Annotated in this window: 30 protein-coding genes; 25 read left to right on the top strand and 5 right to left on the bottom strand. The window is 70.7% G+C overall.

The window, feature by feature from the left end:
* Positions 1 to 12 precede the first annotated feature (12 nt).
* The 13 genes from rpsE (at position 13) to truA (ending at position 9,230) form a co-directional block, all read left to right on the top strand.
* On the top strand, positions 13 to 618 hold the full coding sequence (gene rpsE / locus HUT18_RS21835) for a 30S ribosomal protein S5 (protein WP_005313527.1): 606 nt from the start codon (positions 13 to 15) through the stop codon (positions 616 to 618).
* Positions 618 to 800 carry a 50S ribosomal protein L30 gene (gene rpmD / locus HUT18_RS21840; protein WP_040252703.1) on the top strand — a complete coding sequence of 61 codons (183 nt, stop codon included), beginning with the start codon at positions 618 to 620 and terminating at the stop codon, positions 798 to 800. The genes rpsE and rpmD overlap by 1 nt, the downstream gene beginning before the upstream one ends.
* Before the next feature lie 2 nt (positions 801 to 802).
* A complete protein-coding gene (gene rplO / locus HUT18_RS21845) occupies positions 803 to 1,258 on the top strand; it encodes a 50S ribosomal protein L15 (protein WP_176102265.1) in 456 nt (151 codons plus the stop codon).
* 258 nt (positions 1,259 to 1,516) lie between these two features.
* Positions 1,517 to 2,830, top strand: a complete 1,314-nt coding sequence (gene secY / locus HUT18_RS21850) for a preprotein translocase subunit SecY (RefSeq protein WP_176102266.1) — start codon at positions 1,517 to 1,519, stop codon at positions 2,828 to 2,830.
* A complete protein-coding gene (locus HUT18_RS21855) occupies positions 2,830 to 3,483 on the top strand; it encodes an adenylate kinase (RefSeq protein WP_176102267.1) in 654 nt (217 codons plus the stop codon). Before secY ends, HUT18_RS21855 begins: the two co-directional genes overlap by 1 nt.
* A 230-nt stretch (positions 3,484 to 3,713) precedes the next feature.
* Entirely contained in the window at positions 3,714 to 4,550 is an 837-nt protein-coding gene (gene map / locus HUT18_RS21860) for a type I methionyl aminopeptidase (protein ID WP_176102268.1), read from the top strand.
* A 208-nt stretch (positions 4,551 to 4,758) separates the two neighbouring features.
* On the top strand, positions 4,759 to 4,980 hold the full coding sequence (gene infA, locus HUT18_RS21865; RefSeq protein ID WP_003948620.1) for a translation initiation factor IF-1: 222 nt from the start codon (positions 4,759 to 4,761) through the stop codon (positions 4,978 to 4,980).
* A gap of 67 nt (positions 4,981 to 5,047) precedes the next feature.
* Complete coding sequence (gene rpmJ, locus HUT18_RS21870; RefSeq protein WP_003948619.1) at positions 5,048 to 5,161, top strand: 50S ribosomal protein L36; 114 nt, start codon at positions 5,048 to 5,050, stop codon at positions 5,159 to 5,161.
* 243 nt (positions 5,162 to 5,404) lie between these two features.
* Positions 5,405 to 5,785: a 30S ribosomal protein S13 gene (gene rpsM / locus HUT18_RS21875; protein ID WP_176102269.1), complete on the top strand. Its 381-nt coding sequence runs from the start codon at positions 5,405 to 5,407 to the stop codon at positions 5,783 to 5,785.
* 95 nt (positions 5,786 to 5,880) lie between these two features.
* Positions 5,881 to 6,285: a 30S ribosomal protein S11 gene (gene rpsK, locus HUT18_RS21880; RefSeq protein ID WP_003948617.1), complete on the top strand. Its 405-nt coding sequence runs from the start codon at positions 5,881 to 5,883 to the stop codon at positions 6,283 to 6,285.
* A gap of 265 nt (positions 6,286 to 6,550) precedes the next feature.
* Complete coding sequence (locus HUT18_RS21885) at positions 6,551 to 7,573, top strand: DNA-directed RNA polymerase subunit alpha (RefSeq protein ID WP_176102270.1); 1,023 nt, start codon at positions 6,551 to 6,553, stop codon at positions 7,571 to 7,573.
* Positions 7,574 to 7,727: 154 nt separating this feature from the next.
* A complete protein-coding gene (gene rplQ, locus HUT18_RS21890; RefSeq protein WP_176102271.1) occupies positions 7,728 to 8,231 on the top strand; it encodes a 50S ribosomal protein L17 in 504 nt (167 codons plus the stop codon).
* A gap of 138 nt (positions 8,232 to 8,369) precedes the next feature.
* Positions 8,370 to 9,230 carry a tRNA pseudouridine(38-40) synthase TruA gene (truA, locus tag HUT18_RS21895; protein WP_176102272.1) on the top strand — a complete coding sequence of 287 codons (861 nt, stop codon included), beginning with the start codon at positions 8,370 to 8,372 and terminating at the stop codon, positions 9,228 to 9,230.
* A 108-nt stretch (positions 9,231 to 9,338) separates the two neighbouring features.
* Here the strand turns inward: truA and HUT18_RS21900 are convergent, their stop codons facing one another.
* A complete protein-coding gene (locus HUT18_RS21900) occupies positions 9,339 to 10,454 on the bottom strand; it encodes a hypothetical protein (RefSeq protein ID WP_176102273.1) in 1,116 nt (371 codons plus the stop codon).
* 375 nt (positions 10,455 to 10,829) lie between these two features.
* Between HUT18_RS21900 and rplM the strand changes: the two genes are divergently transcribed.
* From rplM to glmM, 3 genes are all read left to right on the top strand, one after another.
* On the top strand, positions 10,830 to 11,273 hold the full coding sequence (gene rplM, locus HUT18_RS21905; RefSeq protein ID WP_176102274.1) for a 50S ribosomal protein L13: 444 nt from the start codon (positions 10,830 to 10,832) through the stop codon (positions 11,271 to 11,273).
* A gap of 38 nt (positions 11,274 to 11,311) precedes the next feature.
* Positions 11,312 to 11,839: a 30S ribosomal protein S9 gene (rpsI, locus tag HUT18_RS21910; protein ID WP_176102275.1), complete on the top strand. Its 528-nt coding sequence runs from the start codon at positions 11,312 to 11,314 to the stop codon at positions 11,837 to 11,839.
* A gap of 282 nt (positions 11,840 to 12,121) precedes the next feature.
* Positions 12,122 to 13,480 (top strand): phosphoglucosamine mutase, encoded by a 1,359-nt coding sequence (glmM, locus tag HUT18_RS21915; protein ID WP_176102276.1) that lies wholly within the window; start codon positions 12,122 to 12,124, stop codon positions 13,478 to 13,480.
* 199 nt (positions 13,481 to 13,679) lie between these two features.
* Here glmM and HUT18_RS21920 read toward each other — a convergent pair whose 3' ends face one another.
* The 3 genes from HUT18_RS21920 to coaA are packed head-to-tail and all read right to left on the bottom strand — an operon-like array spanning position 13,680 to position 16,525.
* Positions 13,680 to 14,381 (bottom strand): alpha/beta fold hydrolase, encoded by a 702-nt coding sequence (locus HUT18_RS21920; protein ID WP_176102277.1) that lies wholly within the window; start codon positions 14,379 to 14,381, stop codon positions 13,680 to 13,682.
* A 47-nt stretch (positions 14,382 to 14,428) separates the two neighbouring features.
* On the bottom strand, positions 14,429 to 15,478 hold the full coding sequence (locus HUT18_RS21925; protein ID WP_176102278.1) for a DUF389 domain-containing protein: 1,050 nt from the start codon (positions 15,476 to 15,478) through the stop codon (positions 14,429 to 14,431).
* A gap of 57 nt (positions 15,479 to 15,535) precedes the next feature.
* Positions 15,536 to 16,525: a type I pantothenate kinase gene (gene coaA / locus HUT18_RS21930; RefSeq protein WP_176102279.1), complete on the bottom strand. Its 990-nt coding sequence runs from the start codon at positions 16,523 to 16,525 to the stop codon at positions 15,536 to 15,538.
* A gap of 370 nt (positions 16,526 to 16,895) precedes the next feature.
* Here coaA and HUT18_RS21935 point away from each other — a divergent pair, with 370 nt between their 5' ends.
* The 6 genes from HUT18_RS21935 (at position 16,896) to HUT18_RS21960 (ending at position 22,687) form a co-directional block, all read left to right on the top strand.
* Complete coding sequence (locus tag HUT18_RS21935) at positions 16,896 to 17,264, top strand: holo-ACP synthase (RefSeq protein ID WP_254878745.1); 369 nt, start codon at positions 16,896 to 16,898, stop codon at positions 17,262 to 17,264.
* Positions 17,265 to 17,355: 91 nt separating this feature from the next.
* Positions 17,356 to 18,786 (top strand): NAD(P)H-hydrate dehydratase, encoded by a 1,431-nt coding sequence (locus HUT18_RS21940; protein ID WP_176102281.1) that lies wholly within the window; start codon positions 17,356 to 17,358, stop codon positions 18,784 to 18,786.
* A gap of 190 nt (positions 18,787 to 18,976) precedes the next feature.
* The gene (gene alr / locus HUT18_RS21945; protein WP_176102282.1) at positions 18,977 to 20,131 is read left to right on the top strand and encodes an alanine racemase; all 1,155 of its coding nucleotides are present in this window, start codon (positions 18,977 to 18,979) and stop codon (positions 20,129 to 20,131) included.
* Positions 20,132 to 20,438: 307 nt separating this feature from the next.
* Entirely contained in the window at positions 20,439 to 21,701 is a 1,263-nt protein-coding gene (locus HUT18_RS21950) for an alpha/beta fold hydrolase (protein ID WP_176102283.1), read from the top strand.
* Positions 21,658 to 22,233 (top strand): tRNA (adenosine(37)-N6)-threonylcarbamoyltransferase complex ATPase subunit type 1 TsaE, encoded by a 576-nt coding sequence (gene tsaE / locus HUT18_RS21955; RefSeq protein ID WP_176102284.1) that lies wholly within the window; start codon positions 21,658 to 21,660, stop codon positions 22,231 to 22,233. Before HUT18_RS21950 ends, tsaE begins: the two co-directional genes overlap by 44 nt.
* Before the next feature lie 196 nt (positions 22,234 to 22,429).
* Positions 22,430 to 22,687 carry a hypothetical protein gene (locus tag HUT18_RS21960; RefSeq protein WP_176102285.1) on the top strand — a complete coding sequence of 86 codons (258 nt, stop codon included), beginning with the start codon at positions 22,430 to 22,432 and terminating at the stop codon, positions 22,685 to 22,687.
* A gap of 186 nt (positions 22,688 to 22,873) precedes the next feature.
* On the opposite strand, the gene HUT18_RS21965 is transcribed toward HUT18_RS21960, so the two are convergent.
* A complete protein-coding gene (locus HUT18_RS21965) occupies positions 22,874 to 23,425 on the bottom strand; it encodes a hypothetical protein (protein WP_176102286.1) in 552 nt (183 codons plus the stop codon).
* A 125-nt stretch (positions 23,426 to 23,550) separates the two neighbouring features.
* Between HUT18_RS21965 and tsaB the strand changes: the two genes are divergently transcribed.
* From tsaB to tsaD, 3 genes are all read left to right on the top strand, one after another.
* Entirely contained in the window at positions 23,551 to 24,249 is a 699-nt protein-coding gene (gene tsaB, locus HUT18_RS21970; protein WP_176102287.1) for a tRNA (adenosine(37)-N6)-threonylcarbamoyltransferase complex dimerization subunit type 1 TsaB, read from the top strand.
* A 95-nt stretch (positions 24,250 to 24,344) separates the two neighbouring features.
* Positions 24,345 to 24,977, top strand: a complete 633-nt coding sequence (locus HUT18_RS21975; RefSeq protein WP_176104715.1) for a GNAT family N-acetyltransferase — start codon at positions 24,345 to 24,347, stop codon at positions 24,975 to 24,977.
* Positions 24,970 to 26,151 carry a tRNA (adenosine(37)-N6)-threonylcarbamoyltransferase complex transferase subunit TsaD gene (gene tsaD, locus HUT18_RS21980; protein WP_176102288.1) on the top strand — a complete coding sequence of 394 codons (1,182 nt, stop codon included), beginning with the start codon at positions 24,970 to 24,972 and terminating at the stop codon, positions 26,149 to 26,151. Before HUT18_RS21975 ends, tsaD begins: the two co-directional genes overlap by 8 nt.
* The last annotated feature ends 10 nt before the right edge of the window (positions 26,152 to 26,161 follow it).

Below are 26,161 nucleotides of genomic sequence, written 5' to 3' on the forward strand. Positions count from 1 at the left end.
GAGGTAATTCCAATGGCTGGACCCCAGCGCCGCGGAAGCGGTGCCGGTGGCGGCGAGCGGCGGGACCGGAAGGGCCGTGACGGCGGCGCTGCTGCCGCCGAGAAGACCGCGTACGTTGAGCGCGTTGTCGCGATCAACCGCGTCGCCAAGGTTGTGAAGGGTGGTCGTCGCTTCAGCTTCACCGCGCTGGTCGTGGTGGGCGACGGTGACGGCACCGTGGGTGTCGGATACGGCAAGGCCAAGGAGGTGCCGGCCGCCATCGCCAAGGGCGTTGAGGAGGCCAAGAAGCACTTCTTCAAGGTCCCGCGTATCCAGGGCACCATCCCGCACCCGATCCAGGGTGAGAAGGCCGCGGGCGTCGTCCTGCTCAAGCCGGCTTCCCCCGGTACCGGTGTTATCGCCGGTGGCCCGGTGCGTGCCGTGCTCGAGTGCGCGGGCGTTCACGACATCCTGTCGAAGTCGCTCGGCTCCGACAACGCGATCAACATCGTGCACGCGACCGTGGCGGCCCTGAAGGGTCTGCAGCGTCCCGAGGAGATCGCGGCCCGCCGCGGTCTGCCGCTCGAGGACGTCGCCCCCGCGGCTCTGCTGCGTGCGCGTGCCGGGGCGGGTGCGTAATGGCCCGTCTCAAGATCACGCAGACGAAGTCGTACATCGGCAGCAAGCAGAACCACCGTGACACGCTGCGTTCGCTTGGCCTCAAGAGGGTCAACGACGTGGTCGTCAAGGAGGATCGTCCCGAGTTCCGCGGCATGGTGCGCCACGTCCGCCACCTCGTGACGGTCGAGGAGGTCGACTGATCATGGCGGAGCAGAACCCGCTCAAGATCCACAACCTCCGTCCCGCCCCGGGTGCCAAGACCGCCAAGACCCGTGTCGGTCGTGGTGAGGCCTCGAAGGGTAAGACGGCCGGTCGTGGTACCAAGGGTACGAAGGCCCGTTACCAGGTTCCGGAGCGCTTCGAGGGTGGCCAGATGCCCCTCCACATGCGTCTTCCGAAGCTGAAGGGCTTCAAGAACCCGTTCAAGACCGAGTACCAGGTCGTGAACCTGGACAAGCTCTCCGCGCTCTACCCCGAGGGCGGAGAGGTCACCGTTGCCGACCTGGTCGACAAGGGTGCGGTCCGTAAGAACAGCCTCGTCAAGGTCCTCGGCCAGGGCGAGATCTCGGTGGCGCTGCAGGTGACGGTGGATGCCGTCTCCGGCTCCGCCAAGGAGAAGATCGCCGCTGCCGGCGGCACCGTCACCGAGCTCGTCTGAGCCCAGTGACATGAACGATCCCAACCGGGGATATCCCAACAAATGGGGTATCCCCGGTTGGTCGTTCCAAGGGGGGCACAGTCGCAGGTAAGGTGGCGTGCGCTGTTGCTGTAACGGGTTGGGTCCGTGCCCCTTGCCGATCCGCTTGCCCACAAGGCGAGTAGAGCGGTACGGCGGACTCAACGCATGCGTAAAACATTCGTCGAACCTCAAGACCGTCACCTCTGACGCACGAGCGCGGGGGTCGCAGGAGGCACCGTGCTCACCGCGTTCGCCCGGGCGTTCAAGACGCCCGACCTGCGCAAGAAGCTGCTGTTCACACTGGGCATCATTGTCCTGTACCGGGTCGGTACGCACGTACCCATTCCAGGTGTGGACTACCAGAACGTCCAGACCTGTATGGAGGACGCGAAGGCCAACAGCGGCCTCTTCGGTCTGGTCAACATGTTCAGTGGCGGCGCATTGCTGCAGATCACGATCTTCGCGCTGGGCATCATGCCGTACATCACGGCGAGCATCATCCTTCAGTTGCTGACCGTGGTGATCCCACGCCTGGAGGCCCTCAAGAAGGAGGGGCAGGCGGGTACCGCGAAGATCACGCAGTACACCCGTTATCTGACGGTCGCGCTCGCGATCCTGCAGGGCACCGGCCTGGTGGCCACCGCCCGCAGTGGTCAGCTCTTCTCCGGTTGCCGCGTCGCCGGTGAGATCGTGCCGGACCAGTCGATCTTCGTGACCATCACCATGGTCATCACCATGACCGCGGGTACCGCGATGGTCATGTGGCTCGGTGAGCTCATCACCGACCGCGGTATCGGCAACGGCATGTCCATCCTGATGTTCATCTCGATCGCCGCGACCTTCCCGAGCGCCCTGTGGGCCATCAAGGAGCAGGGCGATCTCGCGGGCGGCTGGATCGAGTTCGGCACCGTGGTCCTGGTCGGCCTGGTCATGGTCGGCCTGGTGGTCTTCGTCGAGCAGGCCCAGCGCCGGATTCCGGTGCAGTACGCGAAGCGGATGATCGGCCGCAGGTCCTACGGCGGTACGTCCACCTACATCCCGTTGAAGGTGAATCAGGCGGGTGTGATTCCTGTCATCTTCGCCTCTTCGCTGCTCTACATCCCGGCTTTGATTTCTCAGTTCTCCAGCGAGGATTCGAGCTGGAAGCGGTGGATCGACCAGAACCTGACCCAGGGCGACCACCCGATTTACATCACTATGTACTTCTTGTTGATCGTGTTCTTCGCCTTCTTCTATGTGGCGATCTCGTTCAACCCCGACGAAGTCGCGGACAACATGAAGAAGTATGGTGGCTTCATCCCGGGCATCCGGGCTGGCCGACCGACCGCTGAGTATCTGAGCTACGTACTCAACCGGATCACCTGGCCGGGTTCGCTGTATCTGGGCCTGATCGCTCTTGTGCCGACGATGGCGTTGGTTGGTTTCGGGGCAAACCAGAACTTCCCGTTCGGTGGGACGAGCATCCTGATCATCGTGGGTGTCGGTCTCGAGACGGTGAAGCAGATCGAGAGCCAGCTCCAGCAGCGCAATTACGAAGGGTTCCTCCGCTGATGCGTATCGTCCTCGTCGGGCCACCTGGCGCCGGTAAGGGAACGCAGGCCGCGTTCCTCGCCAAGAACCTGTCGATTCCGCACATCTCCACGGGTGACCTTTTCCGCGCCAACATCAGCCAGGGCACCGAGCTCGGCAAGCAGGCCAAGGCCTTCATGGACGCCGGAAACCTGGTCCCGGACGAGGTCACCATCGGGATGGCCAAGGACCGCATGGAGCAGCCCGACGCCGAGAACGGCTTTCTGCTCGACGGCTTTCCGCGCAACGTCTCGCAGGCCGAGGCGCTGGACGAGACGCTGAAGACCGAGAGCATGAAGCTGGACGCGGTGCTCGACCTCGAGGTCCCCGAGGACGAGGTCGTCAAGCGCATCGCGGGACGCCGTATCTGCCGCAATGATTCCGCGCACGTCTTCCACGTCACGTACAGCGCGCCCAAGCAGGAAGGTGTCTGTGACACCTGCGGCGGCGAGCTCTACCAGCGTGACGACGACAGCGAGGACACCGTGCGCAAGCGGCTGGAGGTCTACCACACGCAGACCGAGCCGATCATCGACTACTACCGCGCGCAGGGCCTGGTCGTGACGATCTCCGCGCTCGGCAAGGTCGAAGAGGTCACCGAGCGCGCGATGGCCGCGCTCAAGCCCGGCGAGTGACGAGACGCACACAGCACGGAGAACGAGGGCGAAGGCCGCGAACCCGGTGACGGGGGAGCGGCCTTCGTCGTGTGCGGGCACCGCGGGGCGGCCGACGCCCGTGGGCGGGCCCAGGCCGTGCGACGGTCGCCGCGGTCTCGGTGCACAATGGGTGGTTGCGGCGGTGAGCCGCGTACCGCGGGCCGTCCGGCCGCGGACCCCGTAGCGGAAGACGAAGAGGCGACGCCCCCATGGTGGAGATCAAGACCCCCGAGCAGATCGCGAAAATGCGTGAGGCGGGGCTGGTCGTCGCCGAGATCCACCGCGCGACCCGTGCGGCCGCGGTGCCCGGGGCCAGTACGAAGGACCTCGACGACGCCGCGCGCAAGGTGATCGCCGAGCACGGCGCGAAGTCCAACTTCCTTGGCTACGGAGGCTTTCCGGCCACCATCTGCACCTCGGTGAACGAGGTCGTGGTGCACGGCATCCCGAGCGCGGAGGTCGTCCTCAAGGACGGGGACCTCATCTCCATCGACGCCGGGGCCATCGTGGAGGGCTGGCACGGCGACGCCGCCTTCACCGCCTTCGTCGGTGAGGGGCACGCGCCCGAGCTGGTCGAACTCTCCCGGGTCACCGAGGAGTCGATGTGGGCGGGCATCGCCGCGATGAAGACCGGCAACCGGCTGGTCGACATCTCCCGTGCGGTGGAGACCTACATCCGCCGCCAGCCGCGTCCGGGCGGCGGCAAGTACGGGATCATCCAGGACTACGGCGGCCACGGCATCGGCAGCCAGATGCACATGGACCCGCATCTGCTGAACTACGTGGAGCGCCGCCGCGGCCGCGGGCCCAAGCTGGTGCCCGGCATGTGCCTGGCCATCGAGCCGATGGTCTCCCTCGGCACCCCGAAGACCCGGGTGCTCTCCGACGACTGGACGGTCGTCACCACCGACGACACCTGGTCCTCGCACTGGGAGCACTCGGTCGCGATCACCGAGGAGGGGCCGCTGGTGCTCACGGCGCCCGACTGCGGTCGCGAGCGGCTCGCACCGTACGGGGTCACGCCCGCGCCCGACCCCCTGGGCTGAACAGCGCGGTGGTTAACGATCTTGGGGGCCGGGCAGGCTTGCTCATTGCCCCCCGATTTCGTTTTTCCTTCGGCACTGGCGTAGACTGACGCGTCGGCTTTCGTGTCCCCGCATGTCCTCATTCCGTACCAAGTGATCTCCATGATCGCCACGGAATGGGAGCGGGGTTGGCGGAGCCGATCAAGGTAGTCGATTCGAAGGGCGAAGCGTGGCCAAGAAGCAAGGTGCCATCGAGATCGAGGGCACTGTCGTCGAGTCTCTTCCGAACGCCATGTTCAAGGTCGAGCTCCAGAACGGCCACCAGGTCCTGGCACACATCAGCGGCAAGATGCGTATGCACTACATCCGTATCCTCCCTGACGACCGGGTCGTGGTGGAGCTGTCTCCGTACGACCTGACGCGTGGCCGGATCGTCTACCGGTACAAGTAGATCTTGCCCGCACTCCGCAGCCGGGAGGCTGGGGGGTGGTGGCACTGACCCGGAGAACCTCACACCCATGAAGGTCAAGCCGAGCGTCAAGAAGATCTGCGACAAGTGCAGGGTGATTCGCCGTCACGGCCGAGTCATGATCATCTGCGACAACCCGAGGCACAAGCAGCGCCAGGGCTGACGCAGGTCTGCATTCGCAGAACTTCGCGCGACGCAAGCGATACGTACATACGCAGGGCCCGTCTAGTACTTCCATGGCTTCGGCCGTGAAGTGGCGGCACCCCCGGTCGGAGGCCGGGGACCCAGTTCGTACCCCCACCCGAGAGGTGATGGGGGCACCTCCCGCTCGAGCGAAGCCGAGAGTGGGGGAGGCGAATGGGAGCGGTCCTGTGGAAGACCTCCGCGAATCAACTGGAGCCATTGAATGGCACGCGTTTCCGGTGTCGACATCCCGCGCGACAAGCGTGTGGAGGTCGCCCTCACCTACGTGTTCGGCATCGGCCGGACCCTCTCGCAGCAGACGCTGGCCGAGACCGGCGTGAACCCCAACACCCGCGTTCGCGACCTCTCCGAGGAGGAGCTGGTCAAGATCCGCGAGTACGTGGACAACAACATCAAGACCGAGGGTGACCTCCGTCGTGAGGTTCAGGCCGACATCCGCCGCAAGGTCGAGATCGGCTGCTACCAGGGTCTGCGCCACCGCCGTGGCCTGCCCGTGCACGGTCAGCGCACCAGCACCAACGCCCGCACCCGCAAGGGCCCGCGTCGCGCCATCGCCGGCAAGAAGAAGCCGGGCAAGAAGTAGTCCTCAGCGGACACTGCGGATCTTGGGGGCGACTCCAGGGCCCGCATGCCAGCGGTCTTCGCTGTAGGACCGACCACCTCCCGTAGGAGTAAGAGATGCCCCCCAAGGGACGTCAGGGCGCTGCCAAGAAGGTGCGCCGCAAGGAAAAGAAGAACGTCGCTCACGGCCACGCGCACATCAAGAGCACGTTCAACAACACCATCGTGTCGATCACGGACCCGACCGGCAACGTGATCTCCTGGGCCTCCGCCGGCCACGTCGGCTTCAAGGGCTCGCGCAAGTCGACTCCGTTCGCCGCGCAGATGGCCGCCGAGTCGGCCGCCCGCCGCGCGCAGGAGCACGGCATGCGCAAGGTGGACGTCTTCGTCAAGGGTCCCGGCTCCGGCCGTGAGACCGCGATCCGCTCCCTCCAGGCCACCGGCCTCGAGGTCGGCTCGATCCAGGACGTCACCCCCACCCCGCACAACGGCTGCCGTCCGCCGAAGCGTCGTCGCGTCTGACGCAGAGTCCCCGGCTCCGGCTGGGGGCGTGGGGGTTACTCCCCACATGTCGCAGTACGGCTGCCGTCCGCCGAAGCGTCGTCGCGTCTGACGCACGGCCTCCGGCCGCTCCACGGCCGGGCTTGGCAGGATGTCTTCGGGTTTCGGGCGGTACGGGTCCTTGTGGTACGTACCGCCCGTACCCTTGCAGTACCCGCGCGGTTCTCCGTGCGGACCGTCGGGCGTCAAATAGCGGGCGTCCACGACTGAAGGAACTGATTCACACATGCTGATCGCTCAGCGTCCCTCGTTGACCGAAGAGGTCGTCGACGAGTTCCGCTCCCGGTTCGTGATCGAGCCGCTGGAGCCGGGCTTCGGTTACACCCTCGGCAACTCCCTGCGCCGTACGCTCCTCTCCTCGATCCCGGGTGCGGCGGTCACGTCCATCCGTATCGACGGTGTCCTGCACGAGTTCACCACCGTGCCGGGCGTCAAGGAGGACGTCACCGACCTGATCCTCAACATCAAGCAGCTGGTCGTCTCCTCGGAGCACGACGAGCCGGTCGTGATGTACCTGCGCAAGCAGGGCCCGGGTCTGGTCACCGCCGCCGACATCGCGCCCCCGGCCGGTGTCGAGGTGCACAACCCCGACCTCGTGCTCGCCACGCTGAACAGCAAGGGCAAGCTGGAGATGGAGCTGACCGTCGAGCGCGGTCGCGGCTACGTCTCCGCGGTGCAGAACAAGCAGGTGGGCCAGGAGATCGGCCGGATCCCGGTCGACTCGATCTACAGCCCGGTGCTCAAGGTCACGTACAAGGTCGAGGCGACCCGTGTCGAGCAGCGCACCGACTTCGACAAGCTGATCGTCGACGTCGAGACCAAGCAGGCCATGCGTCCGCGCGACGCCATGGCTTCGGCGGGCAAGACCCTGGTCGAGCTGTTCGGCCTGGCCCGCGAGCTCAACATCGACGCCGAGGGCATCGACATGGGTCCGTCCCCGACGGACGCCGCGCTCGCCGCCGATCTGGCGCTGCCGATCGAGGAGCTGGAACTCACCGTCCGCTCCTACAACTGCCTCAAGCGCGAGGGCATCCACTCCGTGGGTGAGCTCGTCGCCCGCTCCGAGGCCGACCTGCTCGACATCCGCAACTTCGGTGCGAAGTCGATCGACGAGGTCAAGGCGAAGCTGGCCGGCATGGGCCTGGCCCTCAAGGACAGCCCGCCCGGATTCGACCCGACCGCCGCCGCCGACGCCTTCGGCGCCGACGACGACGGCGACACCGGTTTCGTGGAGACCGAGCAGTACTGATCTTCCCTCTGCGGGGCACTCGGACCGGGTGCCCCGCAGTGGCGCACAGACTTCCGGCACCTCACCGGGTGCTGGATCTCCGTCGGGCACACGCCCGCGCGGACACTGACACCGGTACCTGACACGGCCGGTGCAGATCTGAAGGAGTAACACCATGCCGAAGCCCACCAAGGGTGCCCGTCTGGGCGGCGGCGCCGCGCACGAGAAGCTGCTTCTCGCGAACCTCGCGAAGTCGCTGTTCGAGCACGGCCGCATCACCACCACCGAGGCGAAGGCCCGCCGTCTGCGGCCGTACGCCGAGCGTCTGGTGACCAAGGCGAAGAAGGGCGACCTTCACAACCGCCGTCAGGTCCTCCAGGTCATCACCGACAAGAGCATCGTGCACACGCTCTTCACGGAGATCGGCCCGCGCTACGAGAACCGCCCGGGTGGCTACACCCGTATCACCAAGATCGGTAACCGCCGTGGCGACAACGCGCCCATGGCCGTCATCGAGCTGGTGGAGGCCCTCACCGTGCAGCAGAAGGCTGTCGGCGAGGCCGAGGCGGCGACCAAGCGCGCCGTCAAGGAAGACTCCCTCAAGAAGGACGAGGCTCCGGCCGCGGACCTGACGAAGGACGACGCCGAGGCTCCGGCCGAAGAGGCCAAGGACGCCTGAGGTCCCTGAGCAGCAAGGCCGTGGGCCCGTACCTCCTCCGGGGGTGCGGGCCCGCGGTTTGTGCCGGGGGCGCCGGGGTGGCGTGGGTGGTGGCACCGGTTGGGGTGCCGGACAACGGTGGACAGGAGGCAGGGTCCGGTGTCGGACGAGGTGGAGCCCGGGTTCGTGCGGGTGCGGCTGGATCTTTCCTACGACGGGAAGGACTTCTCGGGCTGGGCGCGGCAGCGCGAGGGGCAGCGGACCGTACAGGGCGAGATCGAGGACGCGCTGCGGGTGGTGACGCGCTCGGAGCGGTCGTACGAGCTGACCGTGGCCGGGCGTACCGACGCGGGCGTGCACGCGCGCGGGCAGGTGGCGCATGTGGACCTGCCGGTCGAGCTGTGGGAGGCGCACCGCGAGAAGCTGTTGAAGCGGCTTGCCGGGCGGCTGCCGAAGGACGTCCGGATCTGGCGCCTGAGCGAGGCCCCCGCGGGCTTCAACGCCCGGTTCTCGGCCGCCTGGCGCCGCTACGCCTACCGCGTCACCGACCACCCCGGCGGGGTCGACCCGCTGCTGCGCGGCCATGTGCTCTGGCACGACTGGCCGCTGGACGTCGCCGCCATGAACGAGGCCGCGCACGGGCTGCTCGGCGAGCACGACTTCGCGGCGTACTGCAAGCGGCGGGAGGGCGCGACGACCATCCGTACGCTCCAGGAGCTGAGCCTGGTGCGGGGCGCGGACGGGGTGGTCACGGCCACCGTGCGGGCCGACGCCTTCTGCCACAACATGGTCCGCTCCCTCATCGGTGCCCTGCTGTTCGTCGGCGACGGGCACCGTACGCCGGACTGGCCGGGCCAGGTACTGGCCGCCCGGGTGCGTGACTCGGCGGTGCACGTGGTGCGGCCGCACGGGCTCACCCTGGAGGAAGTCGGTTACCCCGCCGACGAGTTGCTCGCCGCGCGCAACGCGGAGGCGCGCAACCGGCGGACGCTGCCGGGGGCGGCCGGCGGGTGCTGCTGAGGGGCGCGTACGAGGCCTGGGGCGCCCGCAACGAGCTCTGAGGCGCCCGTACGGGCCCTGGGGCGCCGGGCGTGCGCGCCCCGGCGCCCGCGCGCGGGCTGGCGGGTGCTACCGCGGTTCCTGTGCCGCCGCCGAGGCCTGGGCCTCGCCGCGGCGGTTGATCTGGCGGCGGGTGAACTCGCGCAGGTCGTCGCTGAGCGTGTAGACGGCGCGGTCCTTCTTGGTGACGCTCTTGCCGCTGGTGAAGCCCGAGATGCTGAAGTAGGCGTACCGGCCGAGGGAGTTGGCGGTGGTGCGGCAGAAGCCGGTGCGGCAGTACGTGCCGACGGTCTTGTCGGTCAGCGAGACGATGTTGCCGCCGTCCGCCTGCTTCACGGCCTTGGCGGCCTGGGCCGCGGTGTCGAAGAGGGCGACGCCGATGGTGACCGAGACCTTGTCCTTGGTGTAGGCGGCGCGGATCAGGCGGGTGCACTTGTTCTTGGTGAGCACGCCGCCGAGGTCGCCCTTGGTGGCCTTGGCGCACTTGCGGGTGTCGTTGGTGGGGCCCTTCTTGTAGACCCGGTCGCCCATCGTCAGCTTGGTGCCGGGGAAGAGCGTGTTCGGGCCGATCGGGGCCTTGTCCTTCTTCGCGCTGGAGATGAAGTCCATCGGGTCCGGCGGCGGGGGCGGCGTGGTGGCCTCGAAGGAGGGGCCCGGCTTGCTGGTGTCGCTCGGGATGTCCGCGGTCGCGGGCAGGTCGGCGCTGGGCTTGTCGGAGGCCTCGCTGTCGCCGTTGGCCGAGACCACGGCGACGGCCACACCGACACCGATCAGCACGGTCGCCAGCGCCGCCGCGCCCGCCATCAGCCACTTGCGCTTACGGGCCCGGGTCTCGGAGGCATCGGCGAGCGCACCCCAGTCCGGGGTTTGCCCGGTGCCGGGCTGGGGCCCCTGCTGTGCGTGCTGCTGGCCGTACGGCTGCTGCTGTCCGGGCGTCTGCTGCGGGTAGCCGTAGCCCTGCCCGCTCTGCCCGCTCTGACCGCCGCCGTTCTGCTGCTGGGGATAGCCGTAGTCACCGCCCTGCTGCTGGGGGTAGCCGTATCCGCCCTGTTGCTGCGGGTAGCCGTAACCCTGGCCACCGCCCTGCTGGGGCTGGCCGTACTGCTGACCGCCCTGGCCCTGCTGCCCGCCCTGGCCACTCTGACCGCCCGAACCCCAGTGGGGTCCCCCCTGCCCTACGCTCATGGGGCGCATCCTAGGACGGGCCCGCGGGGAGCGGTGCGCGGGGCAGGTGTGGAAAGTGCGGGGGAGGGGCGAGGGGGCGGGAGACCGCCGGTTCGCGCCGGGGCGTGCGAGGGGCCGGGGCCGCGTTTTGACCCCTGTGGGTACGCGCGGGTATTCTGCTCTTTCGTTATGCGTTCTGGTTCGCTCAAACTCACGTGAGCAGACCGTTACGCCGGTCCACCGGGCCGATGACCAGCGACCTGCAGGCGGTTTGCGTCGACCGCCGCGGTCATGGCTGTCGTGATCGTCCGTGGTGACCTCGAAACAGGACCCTGTCCCTGGCTCCCTCTCACGGAGTCGGTGGCATCCACCACAGAAGAAGCGAAGGCTACGACCGTGCGTACGTACAGCCCCAAGCCCGGCGATGTGACGCGCCAGTGGCACGTCATCGACGCCCAGGACGTTGTCCTGGGTCGTCTGGCGACCACCGCCGCCACCCTCCTGCGTGGCAAGCACAAGCCGATCTACGCGCCCCACGTCGACACCGGTGACTTCGTCGTCATCATCAACGCCGACAAGGTGCACCTCTCCGGCAACAAGCGGACCCAGAAGCTCGCCTACCGTCACTCCGGTTACCCGGGTGGTCTGCGCAGCGTCCGTTACGACGACCTGCTCGCGAACAACCCCGAGAAGGCCGTCGAGAAGGCCGTCAAGGGAATGCTTCCGAAGAACACCCTGGGCCGTCAGATGCTCTCGAAGCTGAAGGTCTACTCGGGCGACCAGCACCCGCACGCTGCCCAGCAGCCGGTGCCGTTCGAGATCACCCAGGTCGCGCAGTAATTCCGGCCACCGAGACTGAAGAGAATCTGAGGAGAATCGTGGCCGAGACCACCGCTGAGCAGCCTGTCGACGAGCAGCCGCTCGAGGACATCGAGATCGAGCAGTACACCACCGAGTCCGAGGTTCCCGTGGAGGGCGAGTACTCCACCGAATCGCTCGGTTCCCGCTTCGGCGAGCCCCAGCCGGCCGCCGGCCTGGGCCGCCGCAAGAACGCCATCGCCCGCGTCCGGATCGTTCCGGGCACCGGCAAGTGGAAGATCAACGGTCGCACCCTCGAGGGCTACTTCCCGAACAAGGTGCACCAGCAGGAAGTCAACGAGCCCTTCAAGGTGCTGGAGCTCGAAGGCCGTTACGACGTGGTCGCCCGTATCGCGGGTGGCGGCGTCTCCGGCCAGGCCGGTGCCCTGCGCCTCGGTGTCGCCCGCGCCCTCAACGAGGCCGACGTGGACAACAACCGCGGCCCGCTGAAGAAGGCCGGCTTCCTCAAGCGCGACGACCGTGCGGTCGAGCGCAAGAAGGCCGGTCTGAAGAAGGCCCGTAAGGCTCCGCAGTACAGCAAGCGCTAATCACAGGATTACGCTCTTCCTGTACTCACGTTCGCCCCGGCGGCACATGTGCCGCCGGGGCGTTCGTTTATGGCAGAACCTGGGCGTAAAGCGACATCAGACGTTCAGAGACTTGCCAGTTCGGATAATTCCCGACGACGCTCGAAGACAGGCAGGGTCTCAAGGCCCCTGTGCTGTACGGGGTCCTTGAAGCTCATCCGGCTCGTTCGGCTCGCGTGGTGCGGGCCCGGCCGCTTCGACGCGGGCATTTCTTCGAGGATTGAGAAAGTTCGGAGGACACCAGTGGGACGACTCTTCGGCACGGACGGCGTGCGCGGTGTCGCCAACGCGGATCTGACGGCGGAGCTCGCGCTCGGCCTCTCCGTCGCGGCGGCGCACGTACTCGCCGAGGCGGGCACGTTCGCAGGTCACCGGCCGAAGGCCGTGGTGGGCCGGGACCCGCGTGCGTCCGGGGAGTTCCTGGAGGCCGCCGTGGTGGCGGGCCTGGCCAGTGCCGGAGTCGACGTGCTGCGGGTCGGCGTGCTGCCCACCCCGGCGGTCGCCCACCTCACCGGTGCCCTCGGCGCCGACCTCGGTGTGATGCTCTCGGCCAGCCACAACGCCATGCCCGACAACGGCATCAAGTTCTTCGCCCGTGGCGGCCACAAGCTCGCCGACGAGCTGGAGGACCGCATCGAGTCGGTCTACGAGGAGCACCGCACCGGCGCCCCCTGGGACCGTCCGACCGGTGCCGGGGTCGGCCGCGTGGGCACGTACGAGGAGGGTGGCGAGCAGTACCTCGCGCATCTCCTCCAGGTGCTGCCGAACCGGCTCGACGGGCTGCGGATCGTCCTGGACGAGGCGCACGGCGCCGCTTCCCACGTCTCTCCCGAGGTCTTCCGGCGGGCCGGTGCCGAGGTCGTCACCATCGGCGCCGAGCCGGACGGGCTCAACATCAACGACGGCTGCGGCTCGACCCACCTCGGTCTGCTGAAGGCCGCCGTCCTGGAGCACGGCGCCGACCTCGGCATCGCCCACGACGGCGACGCCGACCGCTGCCTGGCCGTCGACCACACCGGCGCCGAGGTGGACGGGGACCAGATCCTCGCCGTCCTCGCGCTCGGCATGCGCGAGCGCGGGGTGCTGCGCGAGGACACCGTGGTCGCGACCGTGATGTCCAACCTCGGCTTCAAGCTCGCCCTCGAACGCGAGGGGCTGCGCCTGCTGCAGACGGCCGTCGGCGACCGGTACGTCCTGGAGGAGATGAAGGAGCACGGCTTCGCCCTCGGCGGCGAGCAGTCCGGGCACGTCATCGTCCTCGACCACGCCACCACCGGCGACGGCACCCTGACCGGCCTGCTGCTCGCGGCCCGGGTCGCCGAGACCGGCCGCCGTCTGGCCGACCTGGCCGCCGTGATGGAGCGCCTGCCGCAGGTCCTGATCAACGTCCCCGACGTGGACAAGGCCCGCGTCACCACCTCCGCCGACCTCGCCGCCGCCGTCTCGGACGCCGAGCGCGTCCTCGGTACCACCGGCCGCGTACTGCTGCGTCCCTCCGGCACCGAGCCGCTGGTGCGGGTGATGGTCGAGGCCGCCGACATCGACCAGGCGCGCTCGGTCGCGGGGCGGCTCGCGGACGCGGTCAAGTCGGCGCTGGGGTAGGGAAGTTCGGGCGGCGCGCGGGTAGCGCGAGCCGCCCGCGCAGACACGCAGACACGCAGACACGCAGAGCTGTACAGCCGTTCGTACGGGCCGGTCTCCGAGGCGGGGGACCGGCCGTCGGCTTTGCCGGGCCGAACTCGGTCGGGCCGAACTCGGTCGGGCCGAACTCAGCAGGACAGGTCCCCGGCCCCGCCGGTGCTCAGCCCTCCGTGGCGGCCCGGTGCAGCACCTCGGCGAGTTCGCGTGGGCGGGAGAACATGGGCCAGTGGCCGGTGTTCATCTCGACCAGGTTCCATCGCTCGCTGCCGAGCAGGGCGGCTACGTCCTCGCTCGGCTCGTCGCCGTCGAGCAGGCACTTCACGTAGGTGGCCGGCAGCTCGCCCGGGGAGCGGGTGAGTACGGCCGGTTCGGTCAGGGCGGTGCCCGGGTGCGGGGTGGCTCCGGCGAGGAAGTGGTCGATCTGTCCGGGGTCGAGTTCGTGGCCCGCGCACTCCGGTGCGGTCAGGGGTGCCCAGAAGCCGTCGTTGCCCGCGATGTCGGCCTCGAGGGCCGCGCTGCCCTGCCACCAGCGGGAGGCGAAGGACTCGCCGTCGGCCGGGACCACGGCGTCCACGTACACGACCCGGGCGAGCCGGTCGCCGATGCGCTCCGCGGCCTGCCCGACCGGAATGCCCGAGTAGCTGTGGCCGACGAGCACCACGTCCCGCAGATCGCCGCGCGCCACCTCGTCGAGCACGTCCTGGACATGGGTCTGCTGCCCGGCGGGCGCGCCACGCTTCTCGGCCAGGCCGGACAGTGTCACGGCGTGCGTGCGGTGCCCCGCCGCACGGAGCTCCCGTGCCACCTCCTCCCACGCCCACGCGCCCAGCCAAGCCCCCGGTACCAGTACGAAATCAGTCATGGCGGCACCGTAGTGCGTGGGTCTGACAAGGACGGTGACCCGCAGGCTCAGTCGCGGTGCCGCGGTGGTCCGGGGCGGTGGTGGTTGGGGTGGTCGTGGTGGCCGAAGTGGTTGCCCTCGGACGGCAGTTGACGGGGGGCGGGCCGGAAGTGGCCGTGGCGGCGGCGGGCGCGCCGGACGAACCTGTTCGACCACAGGGCCTTCTGGGCGAGCAGGGTGCAGGTGCCCGCGAGGACGATGCCGAACAGGTTGAGCAGGAGCTGCTGGCTGGAGCCCACGGCCTGTTCGTAGTCGTCGAAGCCGAAGGCGACCGCGGCGTTCGCGGCGGCCGGGATGGTGGTCACCGAGATGGCCACGCCGACCAGGGCGCCGGACTTGGACGAGGTCAGCGAGAGGGTGCCCGCGCATCCGGCCAGGACGGCCACCACGAAGGAGAACCAGTCGGGCCGGTAGATGAAGTTGGTGTTGGGGCGTTCGGCGTCGAGCTTGGTGTCGCTGAACAGGCCGACCCAGTCCATGAAGTAGCTGAAGACGACCGTGGCGACCATGGCGGCCGCGAAGCCGACGAGCAGCGCGGTCAGCGAGCGTACGGCGAGCCGGGGCGCGCGCCGCACCAGGGCCGTGCTCACGCCCGCCAGCGGGCCGAACTCGGGGCCGACGGCCATCGCGCCCACGATCAGGATCGCGTTGTCCAGGACCACACCGCAGGCCGCGATCATCATGGCGATCGTCATGAACGCGAGGTAGGTGACGCTGAGCGTGGACTCCTCGTGGGTGGCCTCGCTGAGCTGCTCCCACAGCACCGCGTCGGCGGCCTCGCCCGGCGCCTCCTCCTCGGCCTTGTCGGCCCGCTCGGAGAGGGTCAGGTCGATGTGCTCCATGGTGACGGCGCCGGTGGCCGGGATGTCCAACTCCCGCAGCCCGGCGATCAGTTCCTCGCCCGCCTCGCGTGCGACGTCGCAGTTCACGATGTCGCCGGGCGGGTTGCGCGAGGCGCCCGGGTAGACGGCCAGGTGCGCCGTGCCCACACAGGACTCCATCAGGCGCACGACGTCCTCGGTGCGCTCCGCCGGGCAGGTCACGCGCATGTGCAGCATGCGTGCACACTAACGGGGACGGCGCCGGCGCCCCCGTCACTGTGCACGCATGGGCGCTCAGAGCTTGCGCAGGCTCAGCCGCTGCACCTTGTGGTCGGGGCCCTTGCGGACGACGAGGGTGGCGCGGCCGCGGGTGGGGGCCACGTTCTCCACCAGGTTGGGCTTGTTGATGGTGCGCCAGGTGGTCCGCGCGTAGTCCAGGGCCTCCTCCTCGGAGACCTCGGTGTACTTGCGGAAGTACGAGGAGGGGTTCTGGAAGGCGGTCTCGCGCAGCTTGCGGAAGCGGCTCAGGTACCAGCTCTCGATGTCCTCGGTGCGCGCGTCCACGTACACACTGAAGTCGAAGTAGTCCGCGAGACCGACCCTGGTGCGGCCGTCCTGTCCGGGCAGCGCGGGCTGCAGGACGTTCAGGCCCTCCACGATGAGGATGTCGGGCCTGCGCACGGTGAGCTTCTGGCCGGGGACGATGTCGTAGATGAGGTGGGAGTAGACGGGTGCGGTGACCTCGTCCTTGCCCGCCTTGATGTCGGCGACGAAGCGGGTCAGCGCGCGGCGGTCGTAGGACTCGGGGAAGCCCTTGCGGGAGACGAGGCCGCGCTCGCGCAGTTCCTTCATGGGGAGCAGGAAGCCATCGGTGGTCACCAGCTCCACCCGGGGGTGCTCGGGCCAGCGGGCGAGCAGGGCCTGGAGGAGTCGGGCGACGGTGGACTTGCCGACGGCGACCGAGCCCGCGACCCCTATGACGAAGGGGGTGCCGGACTGCGAGCCCTTCTCGCCGAGGAAGGTGTTGAGCGCGCCGCGCAGCCCGTCGGAGGCGGCGACGTAGAGATTGAGCAGCCGCGAGAGCGGCAGATAGATGTCCCGTACCTCGTCGAGGTCGATGACATCGCCGAGGCCCCGCAACTGCTCCACTTCCTCGGCGGTGAGCGGCAGCGGGGTCTTCTCGCGCAGCGCGCTCCACTGGGATCGGGTGAGGTCGACGTAGGGAGTCGCCTCCGGCCGTGGCCGGTGAGCGCTCCTTGGCGGCGAGGAGACCGGTGAGATCACCAGTTCATTGTTACGGCTGTGTGGCGAACGCGGTGGGTGGAGTGCGTCACCTTCGGGAACGGCGGGAGGCGGGCGCACCTCGCTGAGCAGGAAGGTTCGTCGAAACGCCCGTAGGCTGCCGTCATGTGCCCTCTTGCGCGATTCGTCGGTACGTGGTGGGTCGGTGAGGCGGCGCGTGGCCCGGCCGGGGCCCGTACGCGGGCGCGCGTACGGGCGGGTGGCAAGCCGCCGTACGATCATGGGCGCCGCGGCGGACGGCCGTGACGGCGAAGGACCGGTGGGACGGCGCGCGACCGAGGACCGAGGACGGCTCAGGGCCGGGACGGTCGGGCGCGGGTGCCACCGGCCGAGGTGCGAGGAGAGCGCTGACGTGATCATCGGGGTGGGCATCGACGTGGCCGAGATCGACCGGTTCCGTGCCTCGCTGGAACGCACCCCCGGCATGGCCGAACGCCTCTTCCTGCCACAGGAGTTGACGCTGCCGAGCGGCGAACGGCGCGGCATCGCCTCGCTCGCCGCCCGGTTCGCCGCCAAGGAGGCCCTCGCCAAGGCCCTGGGCGCCCCGCCGGGACTGAAGTGGCTGGACGCCGAGATCCGCGTGGAGGACAACGGCCGCCCGCTCCTTAAGGTCACCGGCACCGTCGCCCGCCGCGCCGCCGAACTCGGCGTACAGGCCTGGCACGTCTCGCTGAGCCATGACGCGGGCGTGGCCTCGGCGGTCGTGATCGCGGAGGGCTGAGCGACCACGGACGCGGACACGTACACGGATACGTACAACGAGCAGGGGCACGGTCACCGAAGGCGGAGAAGAGGAAGGCGGAGGGCTGAGGATGCGCAGCGCGTACGGGGTGGAGACGGTGCGGGCCGCCGAGCGGGCGCTGATGGCGCGGCTGCCCGAGGGCACGCTCATGCAACGGGCGGCGGCCGGACTCGCCGCCGCCTCGGCCGAGTTGCTCGGCCGGGTCTACGGGGCCCGGGTGGTGCTCCTGGTCGGCAGCGGCGACAACGGCGGCGACGCGCTGTACGCGGGCGCCCGGCTGGCGCGGCGCGGCGCCTCGGTGGCCGCCGTGCTGCTGAACCCGGACCGGGTGCACCGAGGCGGCCTGGCCTCGCTGCGCGCGGCGGGCGGCCGGGTCTCGGCCGACCCACGGGCGGACCTGGCGGGCGCCGCGCTCGTCATGGACGGCATCACGGGCATCGGCGGCCGTGGCGGGCTGCGGCCCGAGGCGGCCGAACTCGCCCGCGCGGCACGGGAGTCGGGCGCCGCGCTCGTCGCCGTGGACCTGCCGAGCGGCGTCGACGCGGACACCGGCGAGGTGCCCGGCGAGGCGGTGCGCGCGGACGCGACGGTGACCTTCGGTACGTACAAGCCGGGGCTGCTCGTCGACCCCGGCAGGGAGTACGCGGGCGCCGTGCGCCTGGTCGAGATCGGGCTCGAACTGCCGCCGCAGGAGGCGGTGCTGTGCGCGCCGCAGTACGCGGACATCGCGCGGCTGCTGCCGAGGCCCGTGGCCGAGAGCGACAAGTACCGGCGTGGTGTGGTCGGTGTGGTGGCAGGCTCGGCGCGCTATCCCGGGGCGGCGGTGCTCGCGGTCGCGGGCGCGCTGCACGGCGGCGCGGGCGCGGTGCGCTATGTCGGCCCGGCCGCCGACGCGGTGATCGCCCGGTTCCCCGAGACGCTGGTCAGTGCCGGGCCGCCGGAGAAGGCGGGGCGGGTGCAGTCCTGGGTGGTCGGGCCCGGCATCGGCGAGAACCCTGAGGCCGTGGCGGAGGTGCTGCGCGCCGAGGTGCCGGTGCTCGTGGACGCGGACGGGCTGCGGTTCGCCGGGGAGGCGACGCTGCGCGCCCGCCGCGCGCCGACCGTTCTCACCCCGCACGCCGGGGAGGCGGCGGCGCTGCTCGGCACGTCCCGCGACGAGGTGGAGTCGGCACGCCTCACGGCGGTGCGCGAACTCGCCGCGCGGTACGGGGCGACGGCCCTGCTCAAGGGTTCGACCACGCTGGTCGCGGCGCCCGGCGGCGGTCCGGTACGTGTCAATCCGACGGGCACCCCCTGGCTCGCGACGGCGGGCAGCGGCGACGTCCTGTCCGGCCTGACCGGCTCCCTGCTCGCCGCGGGCCTCGACGGTCCCGACGCCGCCATGTCCGGCGCCTACCTGCACGGCCTCGCGGGCCGCTTCGCCGCCCGGGGTGGCCCGGCCCGCGCCTTCGAGGTGGCCGAGGCGCTGGCGGAGGCGTGGCGGGATGTCCGGGACGGGTGACGGGACGTCCCGTGCGCGGGGGCCGCACTTCGCATTCCCGGCGCCCGCATGTGACCTGCACCGCGCGCGAGTTGGCGCCGAATGGACCGTCGACCCCGCGATGACCTGCGGCGGAGCCCAGACGGCCGGGGCCGTGGCGAGGGGCGGGGGCGGCAGCCGGCGGCCGGGGCTCTGAGAGACTGAGTGCGCGATGACTGAAACTGCTCCCCTGCGCGCCCGCGCCGAGATCGACCTGGCCGCCCTGCGCTCCAATGTGCGCGGCCTGCGCGAGCGGGCGCCCGGCGCCGCCTTCATGGCCGTGGTCAAGGCCGACGGCTACGGCCACGGCATGCTGGCCAGCGCGCGTGCCGCGCTCCAGGCCGGGGCGAGCTGGATCGGCACCGCGACCCCGCAGGAGGCACTGGCCCTGCGCGCGGCCGGCATCGGCGAGGACCGGGCACGGATCATGTGCTGGCTGTGGACGCCGGGCGGGCCGTGGCGCGAGGGCATCGAGGCCGGTCTCGACATGTCGGTGAGCGGCCGGTGGGCCCTGGACGAGGTGACGGCCGCGGCCCGGCTCGCGGGCCGCACCGCCCGTATCCAGCTCAAGGCCGACACCGGTCTCGGCCGCAACGGCTGCCAGCCCGCCGACTGGCCGGATCTGGTCGCCGCCGCCCGGGCCGCCGAGGCCGAGGGTCTGGTCGCCATCACCGGGCTCTGGTCCCACTTCGCCTGCGCCGACGAGCCCGGGCACCCGTCGATCGCCGCGCAGCTCGACCTCTTCCGCGCCCTGGTCGCGCACGCCGAGCGGGACGGCGTCCGCCCCGAGGTACGGCATCTCGCCAACTCCCCGGCGACCCTCACGCTGCCCGAGGCCCACTTCGACCTGGTCCGCCCCGGCATCGCGATGTACGGCATCTCCCCGAGCCGCGAGACCGGCACCCCCGCCGACTTCGGCCTGCGCCCCGTGATGACCCTGTCCGCCTCGCTCGCCCTGGTGAAGCAGGTGCCCGGCGGCCACGGGGTCAGCTACGGCCACCACTACGTCACCCCCGGCGAGACCACCCTCGGCCTGGTCCCGCTCGGCTACGGCGACGGCATCCCCCGGCACGCCTCGGGCACCGGCCCTGTCCTCGTCGGCGGCAAGCTGCGTACGGTCGCGGGCCGGGTGGCGATGGACCAGTTCGTGGTGGACCTCGGCGGCGACACCCCGGAGGCGGGGGCCGAGGCGGTCCTGTTCGGCCCCGGCGACCGGGGCGAGCCGACGGCCGAGGACTGGGCCCAGGCCGCGGGCACCATCGCGTACGAGATCGTCACCCGCATCAGCGCGCGGGTACCCCGGGTGTACGTGAACGAGCTGCCCTGACGCGCGGTGCCCAGAGCGGGGCGGCCCGGGTGGCTGTCCCCCCGACGAGGTCCCCTCGCCGTAGTGCGTTCCGCCACCCCTGACGGTGACTTGAGACGGAACCCCCTACGCGTCGCCGCCGTCGTGCGCCCGTACGACCTGGGCTTTTACGGCCGGGTGCGGGCGGCGGGCGGTGTGCTGTGAGCCAGACCGCTGTGGACAGGTGAACCGGGGCGCCACGATGATCGTCCGAGAACCGGTCCGGGTCGCGGGAAGCAGACCCTGGGCAGGGTGCCCGGGAACCGGCGGCGCGGGAAGGGACGGGAACGTGAGCGGGAGCAGCGGAGGGGCAGCGGAGGCGGCGGCCTCGGCCGGTGACGTCTGGCGCAAGGTCTCGTTCGCCGGGGCCGCGATCGGTGTGGTGGCCGCGGGCGCGGCGGCCGGGGTCGCCGTCGAGCGCCTGACCGTCGGACGCGGCATGCGCAAGAAGGCCCGGCTCGCCCTGGACGCGACCGGCTCGTACGGCTCACTGCGCGGCACCCCCGGCACCGCGATCGCCGACGACGGCACCGAGCTCCACTACGAGATCGAGGAGCTCGGCGAGCGGGGCGGGGCGAGGAAGGACGACTCCGGTGAGAGCGGTGGGGGCCGGTCGCGGCGGAGCGTGTTCGGGCGGCGGCGTGCCCCCGCCGTCACCGTGGTGTTCAGCCACGGCTACTGCCTGAGCCAGGACTCGTGGCACTTCCAGCGGGCGGCACTGCGCGGCGCAGTCCGCTGTGTGTACTGGGACCAGCGCAGCCACGGCCGCAGCGGGCGCGGCATCGCCCAGGCCGAGAGCGGCGAGCCGGTCTCCATCGACCGGCTCGGGCAGGACCTGAAGACGGTCATCGAGGCGGCGGCGCCCGAGGGGCCGCTGGTGCTCGTCGGGCACTCGATGGGCGGCATGACCGTGATGGCGCTCGCGGCGCAGTATCCGGAGCTGGTGCGCGAGCGGGTGCGGGCGGTCGCCCTCGTCGGTACGTCGGCGGGGCGGCTGAGCGAGGTCAGCTACGGCCTCCCGATGGCGGGGGTCAAGGCCGTCCGGCGCGTACTGCCCGGAGTGCTGCGGGCCCTCGGCCAGCGGGCCGACCTCGTCGAGCGGGGCCGCAGGGCGACGGCCGACCTGTTCGCGGGCCTCATCAAGCGGTACTCGTTCGCCGCCAAGGACGTGGACCCGGCGGTGGCCCGGTTCGCCGAGCGGCTGATCGAGTCCACCCCGATCGACGTGGTCGCCGAGTTCTACCCGGCCTTCGCCGAGCACGACAAGACGGCGGCGCTGGCCCGCTTCACCGACCTTCCGGTACTCGTCCTCTCCGGCGAGCAGGACATGATCACGCCCAGCGGGCACAGCGAGGCCATCGCCGCACTGCTGCCCGACGCCGAGCTGGTCGTCGTCCCGGAGGCGGGGCACCTGGTGATGATGGAGTACCCGGAGCTGGTCACGGACCGTCTCGTGGAGCTCCTGGTACGGGCCGGGGCGGTCCGGGCAGGCGCTAACGTGGGCGACTATGGAGCGAGCAGTACCGGCGGCAGCGCCGAACAGGGCGGCTGAGAACCCGGGCCCGGCGGCGGCGGATCCCGCGGTCCGTCTGGCCGTGGCCTCCCCCGAGGAGATGCAGGAACTGGGCCGGGGCCTGGCACGGCTGGTCCGGCCCGGCGATCTCGTGATGCTCAGCGGTGAACTCGGCGCGGGCAAGACGACGTTGACCCGCGGCCTCGGCGAGGGCCTCGGAGTCCGGGGCGCGGTCACCTCGCCCACCTTCGTCATCGCCCGCGTCCACCCCTCGCTGGTCGACGGGCCCCCGCTGGTGCACGTGGACGCGTACCGGCTCGGCGGCGGGCTCGACGAGATGGAGGACCTGGACCTCGACGTCTCGCTGCCCGACTCGGTGATCGTCGTCGAATGGGGCGAGGGCAAGGTGGAGGAACTCACCGAGAACCGCCTGGAGATCACCATCGACCGCACCACCGGCGACCTGGCCCCCGCCGACGGCCGCGAGCACGACGAGACCCGCGGGGTGACCGTCCGGGGCCTTGGCCGTCGCTGGGCGGGGGAGGACTTCGCCGGGCTGACGGGCGGCTGACGGACTCCTGACGGGTCAGGTCCGGTCGGTCGGCCTGCGGCTTTTGTTACAGCCCGCCGAACATCCCGACAAGGTGCCGACAAGCTGTCGGCAAGATGTTGCGCGAGGGGTGCCGTCCGTGGTGACATGGGGAGCAGTCCTCAGTTAGGCATGCCTAACTGTGCCTGTCTGTCCTGGGAACCACAGGAGGCATCCCATGTCGGCACCCGAGCGCAAGGCGCGGCCGGAGCACAAGACTCCCTCCTCCATGCCGCCGGTGCCGTCCGGCCTCTCGATGAGCGAACTCCTGAAGTCCTGCGCTGCGGCCGACGCGGTGTCCACCCCGCCGCGTGACCCGGACCCGGAGCGCGGTCCCGCGAGCGGCGCCACGCGGCACGGTGAGCAGTCCTCGGATCACCAGTCCCCGGACCGCGAGTCCCCGGATCACAGGAGCGGTGGACGCGAGGCGGCCTGAGGCCCGGCGTCCGGAACCTTCGCAGCGCGCCGCGCTCAACCCTCGTACGTACGCAACCCCCTGCTCGTACGTACGCAACTCCCCGCTCGTACGTACGCAACTCCTCGCTCGAACGTACGCAATTCCCCTACGAGCAGCGGCAGTTCAGGCACTCAGGGGCGGGCGAACCCGTCGCCCCGTGTGTCCTCAGCGGACCACGACCACCTTGTGGCCCTCGCCCGCGAACTTCCACATCACGTTGCCGTTGGAGCGGGACTGGCGGATGCCGCCGGTGCGCTTGGCCGGGTCGGGGTCCGGGGTCGCGCCGTCGACCCGGGCGCTGAAGCCGATCACCACGCCGTCGGTCACGGCGAACCGCACCACGTTCTCGATCGGTACGCCGTCGGAGCCGACGACGGACTCCGAGCGCGAGGTGACGCGGTAGGTGCCCGGCAGCGGGTCGACGGTGCTCGGGGTGACCGCGTACGTGGCCTGGGCCGCGTTGTCGTCGCCGACCAGCCAGACACGGTCCGCGCGGAGCGAGTAGACGACGCGTTCGCCGGTACCGGAGTGGGCGGGCAGCTGTTCGGGCTTCGGGGTGCCCGGGGCGGGGGAGGCGGGCGAGCTCGATCCCTTGTCCGAGGGCTCGCGGCCCAGGTCCTCCGGCGCCTTCGCCGAGGCCTGGTAGGCGAGGAAGGCCACCCCGGCCATAGCCGCCGCGGTGAGCCCGGCCACGAATCCCGAGCTGCTCCGTGCCACCAGTGCCGCCTCTCGTCCCGTACCCGGTGCCGTGTCGACCGGGGAACGTGAAGTTGACGGTAGCAGCAGGGCCACCCCGCCCCGGCCCGGCCGTGCGGGGGTACGCGGCGCCGTAGGCTGTTCGTGTGCTTCTGCTCGCTCTCGATACCGCCACCCCCGCCGTCACGGCCGCCCTGCACGACGGAACCGATGTGGTCGCCGCTCACAGCCAGGTGGACGCCAGGCGCCACGGGGAACTCCTGCTCCCGGCCGTGGACCGGGTGCTCGCCGAGGCGGGGGCCCGGCTCTCCGACGTCACCGCCGTGGTGGCCGGGGTCGGCCCCGGCCCGTACACCGGACTGCGTGTCGGCCTGATGACCGCCGAGACCTTCGGCCTCGCCCTCGGCGTACCGGTCCACGGACTGTGCACGCTCGACGGCCTGGCCCACGAGTCCGGCCTCACCGGTCCCTTCGTGGTCGCCACCGACGCCCGCCGCAAAGAGGTCTACTGGGCGCGCTACGAGACCTCCGGGGACGCCGGGAACGCCGGGAACACCGACGGCTCCGCCGCCACCGTGACCCGTATCGGCGAACCCGCGGTCGACCGGCCCGCCGAGATCGCGGCCGAGGTCGCCGGGCTGCCCGCGGTCGGCGCGGGCGCGCTCCTCTACCCGGACACCTTCACCGATGCCCGCGGACCCGAGCACGTCTCGGCGGCGGCGCTCGCCTCGCTGGCCGCGCACCGGCTGGCCGCGGGCGAGGAACTGCTCCCGCCGAGGCCGCTGTACCTGCGCCGCCCCGACGCCCAGGTGCCCAAGAACTACAAGGTGGTCACGCCGAAGTGAGCACGCGGTCCGAAGGCAGTGGCGGCGCGCCCGTGGACGCCGGTGCTCCCGCCGAGAAGGGCGCGCCCGGTCGGGCCGAGGTGCGGCTGCGCGAGATGCGCTGGTGGGACATCGAGCCCGTCCTCGCCCTGGAGAACGCGCTGTTCCCCGACGACGCCTGGTCGCGCGGGATGTTCTGGTCCGAGCTCTCGCACGCGCGCGGGGCCGGGGCCAACCGCCGTTACGTGGTCGCCGAGGAAGTCGGGCAGGGCGAGGAAGCCGGGGAAGGCGAGGAGGCCGGGGAAGTCAGGGAAGCCGGTGACACGGGCGGGCGGCTTGTCGGCTACGCGGGCTTCGCCGCCTCCGGCGGGCTCGGCGACGTACAGACCATCGCGGTCGACCGGACCCACTGGGGCACCGGCCTCGGCGCCCGGCTGCTCACCGATCTGCTGCACTGCGCGACGGCCTTCGACTGCACCGAGGTGCTCCTGGAGGTGCGCGTCGACAACACCCGCGCCCAGCGGCTCTACGAACGCTTCGGCTTCGAACCGATCGGCTTCCGCCGCGGCTACTACCAGCCCGGCAACGTCGACGCCCTGGTGATGCGCCGCGTCATGGACCCGGAGCACACCCCGTTCGCACCGCCCGCCACCGCCGTGCCCTCCTCGTCCCCCGCATCCCGCTCATCCCGCTCATCCTCCTCAACTCCCGCACCCGCACCCGGTCCTCAAGGAACGCTCCATGGCTGACTCACGCGACGAGCCCCTGGTTCTCGGCATCGAGACCTCCTGCGACGAGACCGGAGTCGGCATCGTCCGCGGGACCACGCTGCTCGCGGACGCCGTCGCCTCCAGCGTCGACGAGCACGCGCGCTTCGGCGGCGTGGTGCCCGAGGTCGCCTCCCGGGCCCACCTGGAGGCGATGGTCCCGACCATCGACCGCGCCCTGAAGGAGGCCGGTGTCGCCGCCAGCGACCTGGACGGCATCGCGGTCACGGCGGGGCCCGGTCTCGCGGGTGCGCTGCTTGTCGGGGTCTCGGCGGCGAAGGCGTACGCGTACGCGCTCGGCAAGCCGCTGTACGGCGTCAACCACCTCGCCTCGCACATCTGCGTGGACCAGCTGGAGCACGGCACCCTGCCCGAGCCGACCATGGCGCTGCTCGTCTCCGGCGGGCACTCCTCGCTGCTGCTGTCCAGCGACATCACCTCTGACGTACGGCCGCTCGGCGCCACCATCGACGACGCGGCGGGCGAGGCCTTCGACAAGATCGCCCGGGTCCTGAACCTCGGTTTCCCCGGCGGCCCGGTCATCGACCGGTACGCGCGCGAGGGCGACCCGACGGCGATCGCCTTCCCGCGCGGACTCACCGGGCCGCGCGACGCCCCGTACGACTTCTCCTTCTCCGGTCTGAAGACCGCCGTCGCCCGCTGGATCGAGGCGAAGCGGGCGGCCGGTGAGGAGGTGCCGGTGCGGGACGTGGCCGCCTCCTTCCAGGAGGCCGTGGTGGACGTGCTGACCCGCAAGGCCGTACGTGCCTGCCGGGACGAGGGCGTGGACCACCTGATGATCGGCGGCGGGGTGGCCGCCAACTCCCGGCTGCGCGCGCTCGCCCAGGAGCGCTGCGAGAAGTACGGCATCCAACTGCGGGTGCCCAGGCCCAAGTTGTGCACCGACAACGGCGCCATGGTCGCCGCGCTCGGAGCCGAGATGGTCGCCCGCAACCGGTCCGCCTCCGACTGGGACCTGTCCGCCGACTCCTCGCTGCCGGTCACGGACCCGCATGTGCCGGGCAACGGCAACGGCAACGGCGGCCTGGAGTCCGGGGACGCGGGCGACCACGGGCACTCCCACGGTCACGGCCACTCGCACTCGCACGACCACGATCACGTGCACGAGATGGCGAAGGACAACCTCTACCCGTGAAGGAGCCCCG

This window comes from Streptomyces sp. NA04227 (genome assembly GCF_013364195.1).
GTDB lineage: Bacteria > Actinomycetota > Actinomycetes > Streptomycetales > Streptomycetaceae > Streptomyces.

What these genes read in the sequence shown, in the direction of transcription:
- tsaE (WP_176102284.1), top strand. Translation starts at nt 21,658, where the DNA reads ATGGAGCGAGCAGTACCGGCGGCAGCGCCGAACAGGGCGGCTGAGAAC.
- rplO (WP_176102265.1), top strand. Translation starts at nt 803, where the DNA reads ATGGCGGAGCAGAACCCGCTCAAGATCCACAACCTCCGTCCCGCCCCG.
- HUT18_RS21885 (WP_176102270.1), top strand. Translation starts at nt 6,551, where the DNA reads ATGCTGATCGCTCAGCGTCCCTCGTTGACCGAAGAGGTCGTCGACGAG.
- HUT18_RS21940 (WP_176102281.1), top strand. Translation starts at nt 17,356, where the DNA reads ATGCGCAGCGCGTACGGGGTGGAGACGGTGCGGGCCGCCGAGCGGGCG.
- HUT18_RS21925 (WP_176102278.1), bottom strand. Translation starts at nt 15,478, where the DNA reads ATGCTGCACATGCGCGTGACCTGCCCGGCGGAGCGCACCGAGGACGTC.
- HUT18_RS21975 (WP_176104715.1), top strand. Translation starts at nt 24,345, where the DNA reads ATGCGCTGGTGGGACATCGAGCCCGTCCTCGCCCTGGAGAACGCGCTG.
- map (WP_176102268.1), top strand. Translation starts at nt 3,714, where the DNA reads ATGGTGGAGATCAAGACCCCCGAGCAGATCGCGAAAATGCGTGAGGCG.
- alr (WP_176102282.1), top strand. Translation starts at nt 18,977, where the DNA reads ATGACTGAAACTGCTCCCCTGCGCGCCCGCGCCGAGATCGACCTGGCC.
- HUT18_RS21855 (WP_176102267.1), top strand. Translation starts at nt 2,830, where the DNA reads ATGCGTATCGTCCTCGTCGGGCCACCTGGCGCCGGTAAGGGAACGCAG.
- HUT18_RS21920 (WP_176102277.1), bottom strand. Translation starts at nt 14,381, where the DNA reads ATGACTGATTTCGTACTGGTACCGGGGGCTTGGCTGGGCGCGTGGGCG.
- tsaD (WP_176102288.1), top strand. Translation starts at nt 24,970, where the DNA reads ATGGCTGACTCACGCGACGAGCCCCTGGTTCTCGGCATCGAGACCTCC.
- HUT18_RS21900 (WP_176102273.1), bottom strand. Translation starts at nt 10,454, where the DNA reads ATGAGCGTAGGGCAGGGGGGACCCCACTGGGGTTCGGGCGGTCAGAGT.
- HUT18_RS21960 (WP_176102285.1), top strand. Translation starts at nt 22,430, where the DNA reads ATGTCGGCACCCGAGCGCAAGGCGCGGCCGGAGCACAAGACTCCCTCC.
- rpsM (WP_176102269.1), top strand. Translation starts at nt 5,405, where the DNA reads ATGGCACGCGTTTCCGGTGTCGACATCCCGCGCGACAAGCGTGTGGAG.
- rplQ (WP_176102271.1), top strand. Translation starts at nt 7,728, where the DNA reads ATGCCGAAGCCCACCAAGGGTGCCCGTCTGGGCGGCGGCGCCGCGCAC.
- rpsE (WP_005313527.1), top strand. Translation starts at nt 13, where the DNA reads ATGGCTGGACCCCAGCGCCGCGGAAGCGGTGCCGGTGGCGGCGAGCGG.
- rpmD (WP_040252703.1), top strand. Translation starts at nt 618, where the DNA reads ATGGCCCGTCTCAAGATCACGCAGACGAAGTCGTACATCGGCAGCAAG.
- rpsK (WP_003948617.1), top strand. Translation starts at nt 5,881, where the DNA reads ATGCCCCCCAAGGGACGTCAGGGCGCTGCCAAGAAGGTGCGCCGCAAG.
- rpmJ (WP_003948619.1), top strand. Translation starts at nt 5,048, where the DNA reads ATGAAGGTCAAGCCGAGCGTCAAGAAGATCTGCGACAAGTGCAGGGTG.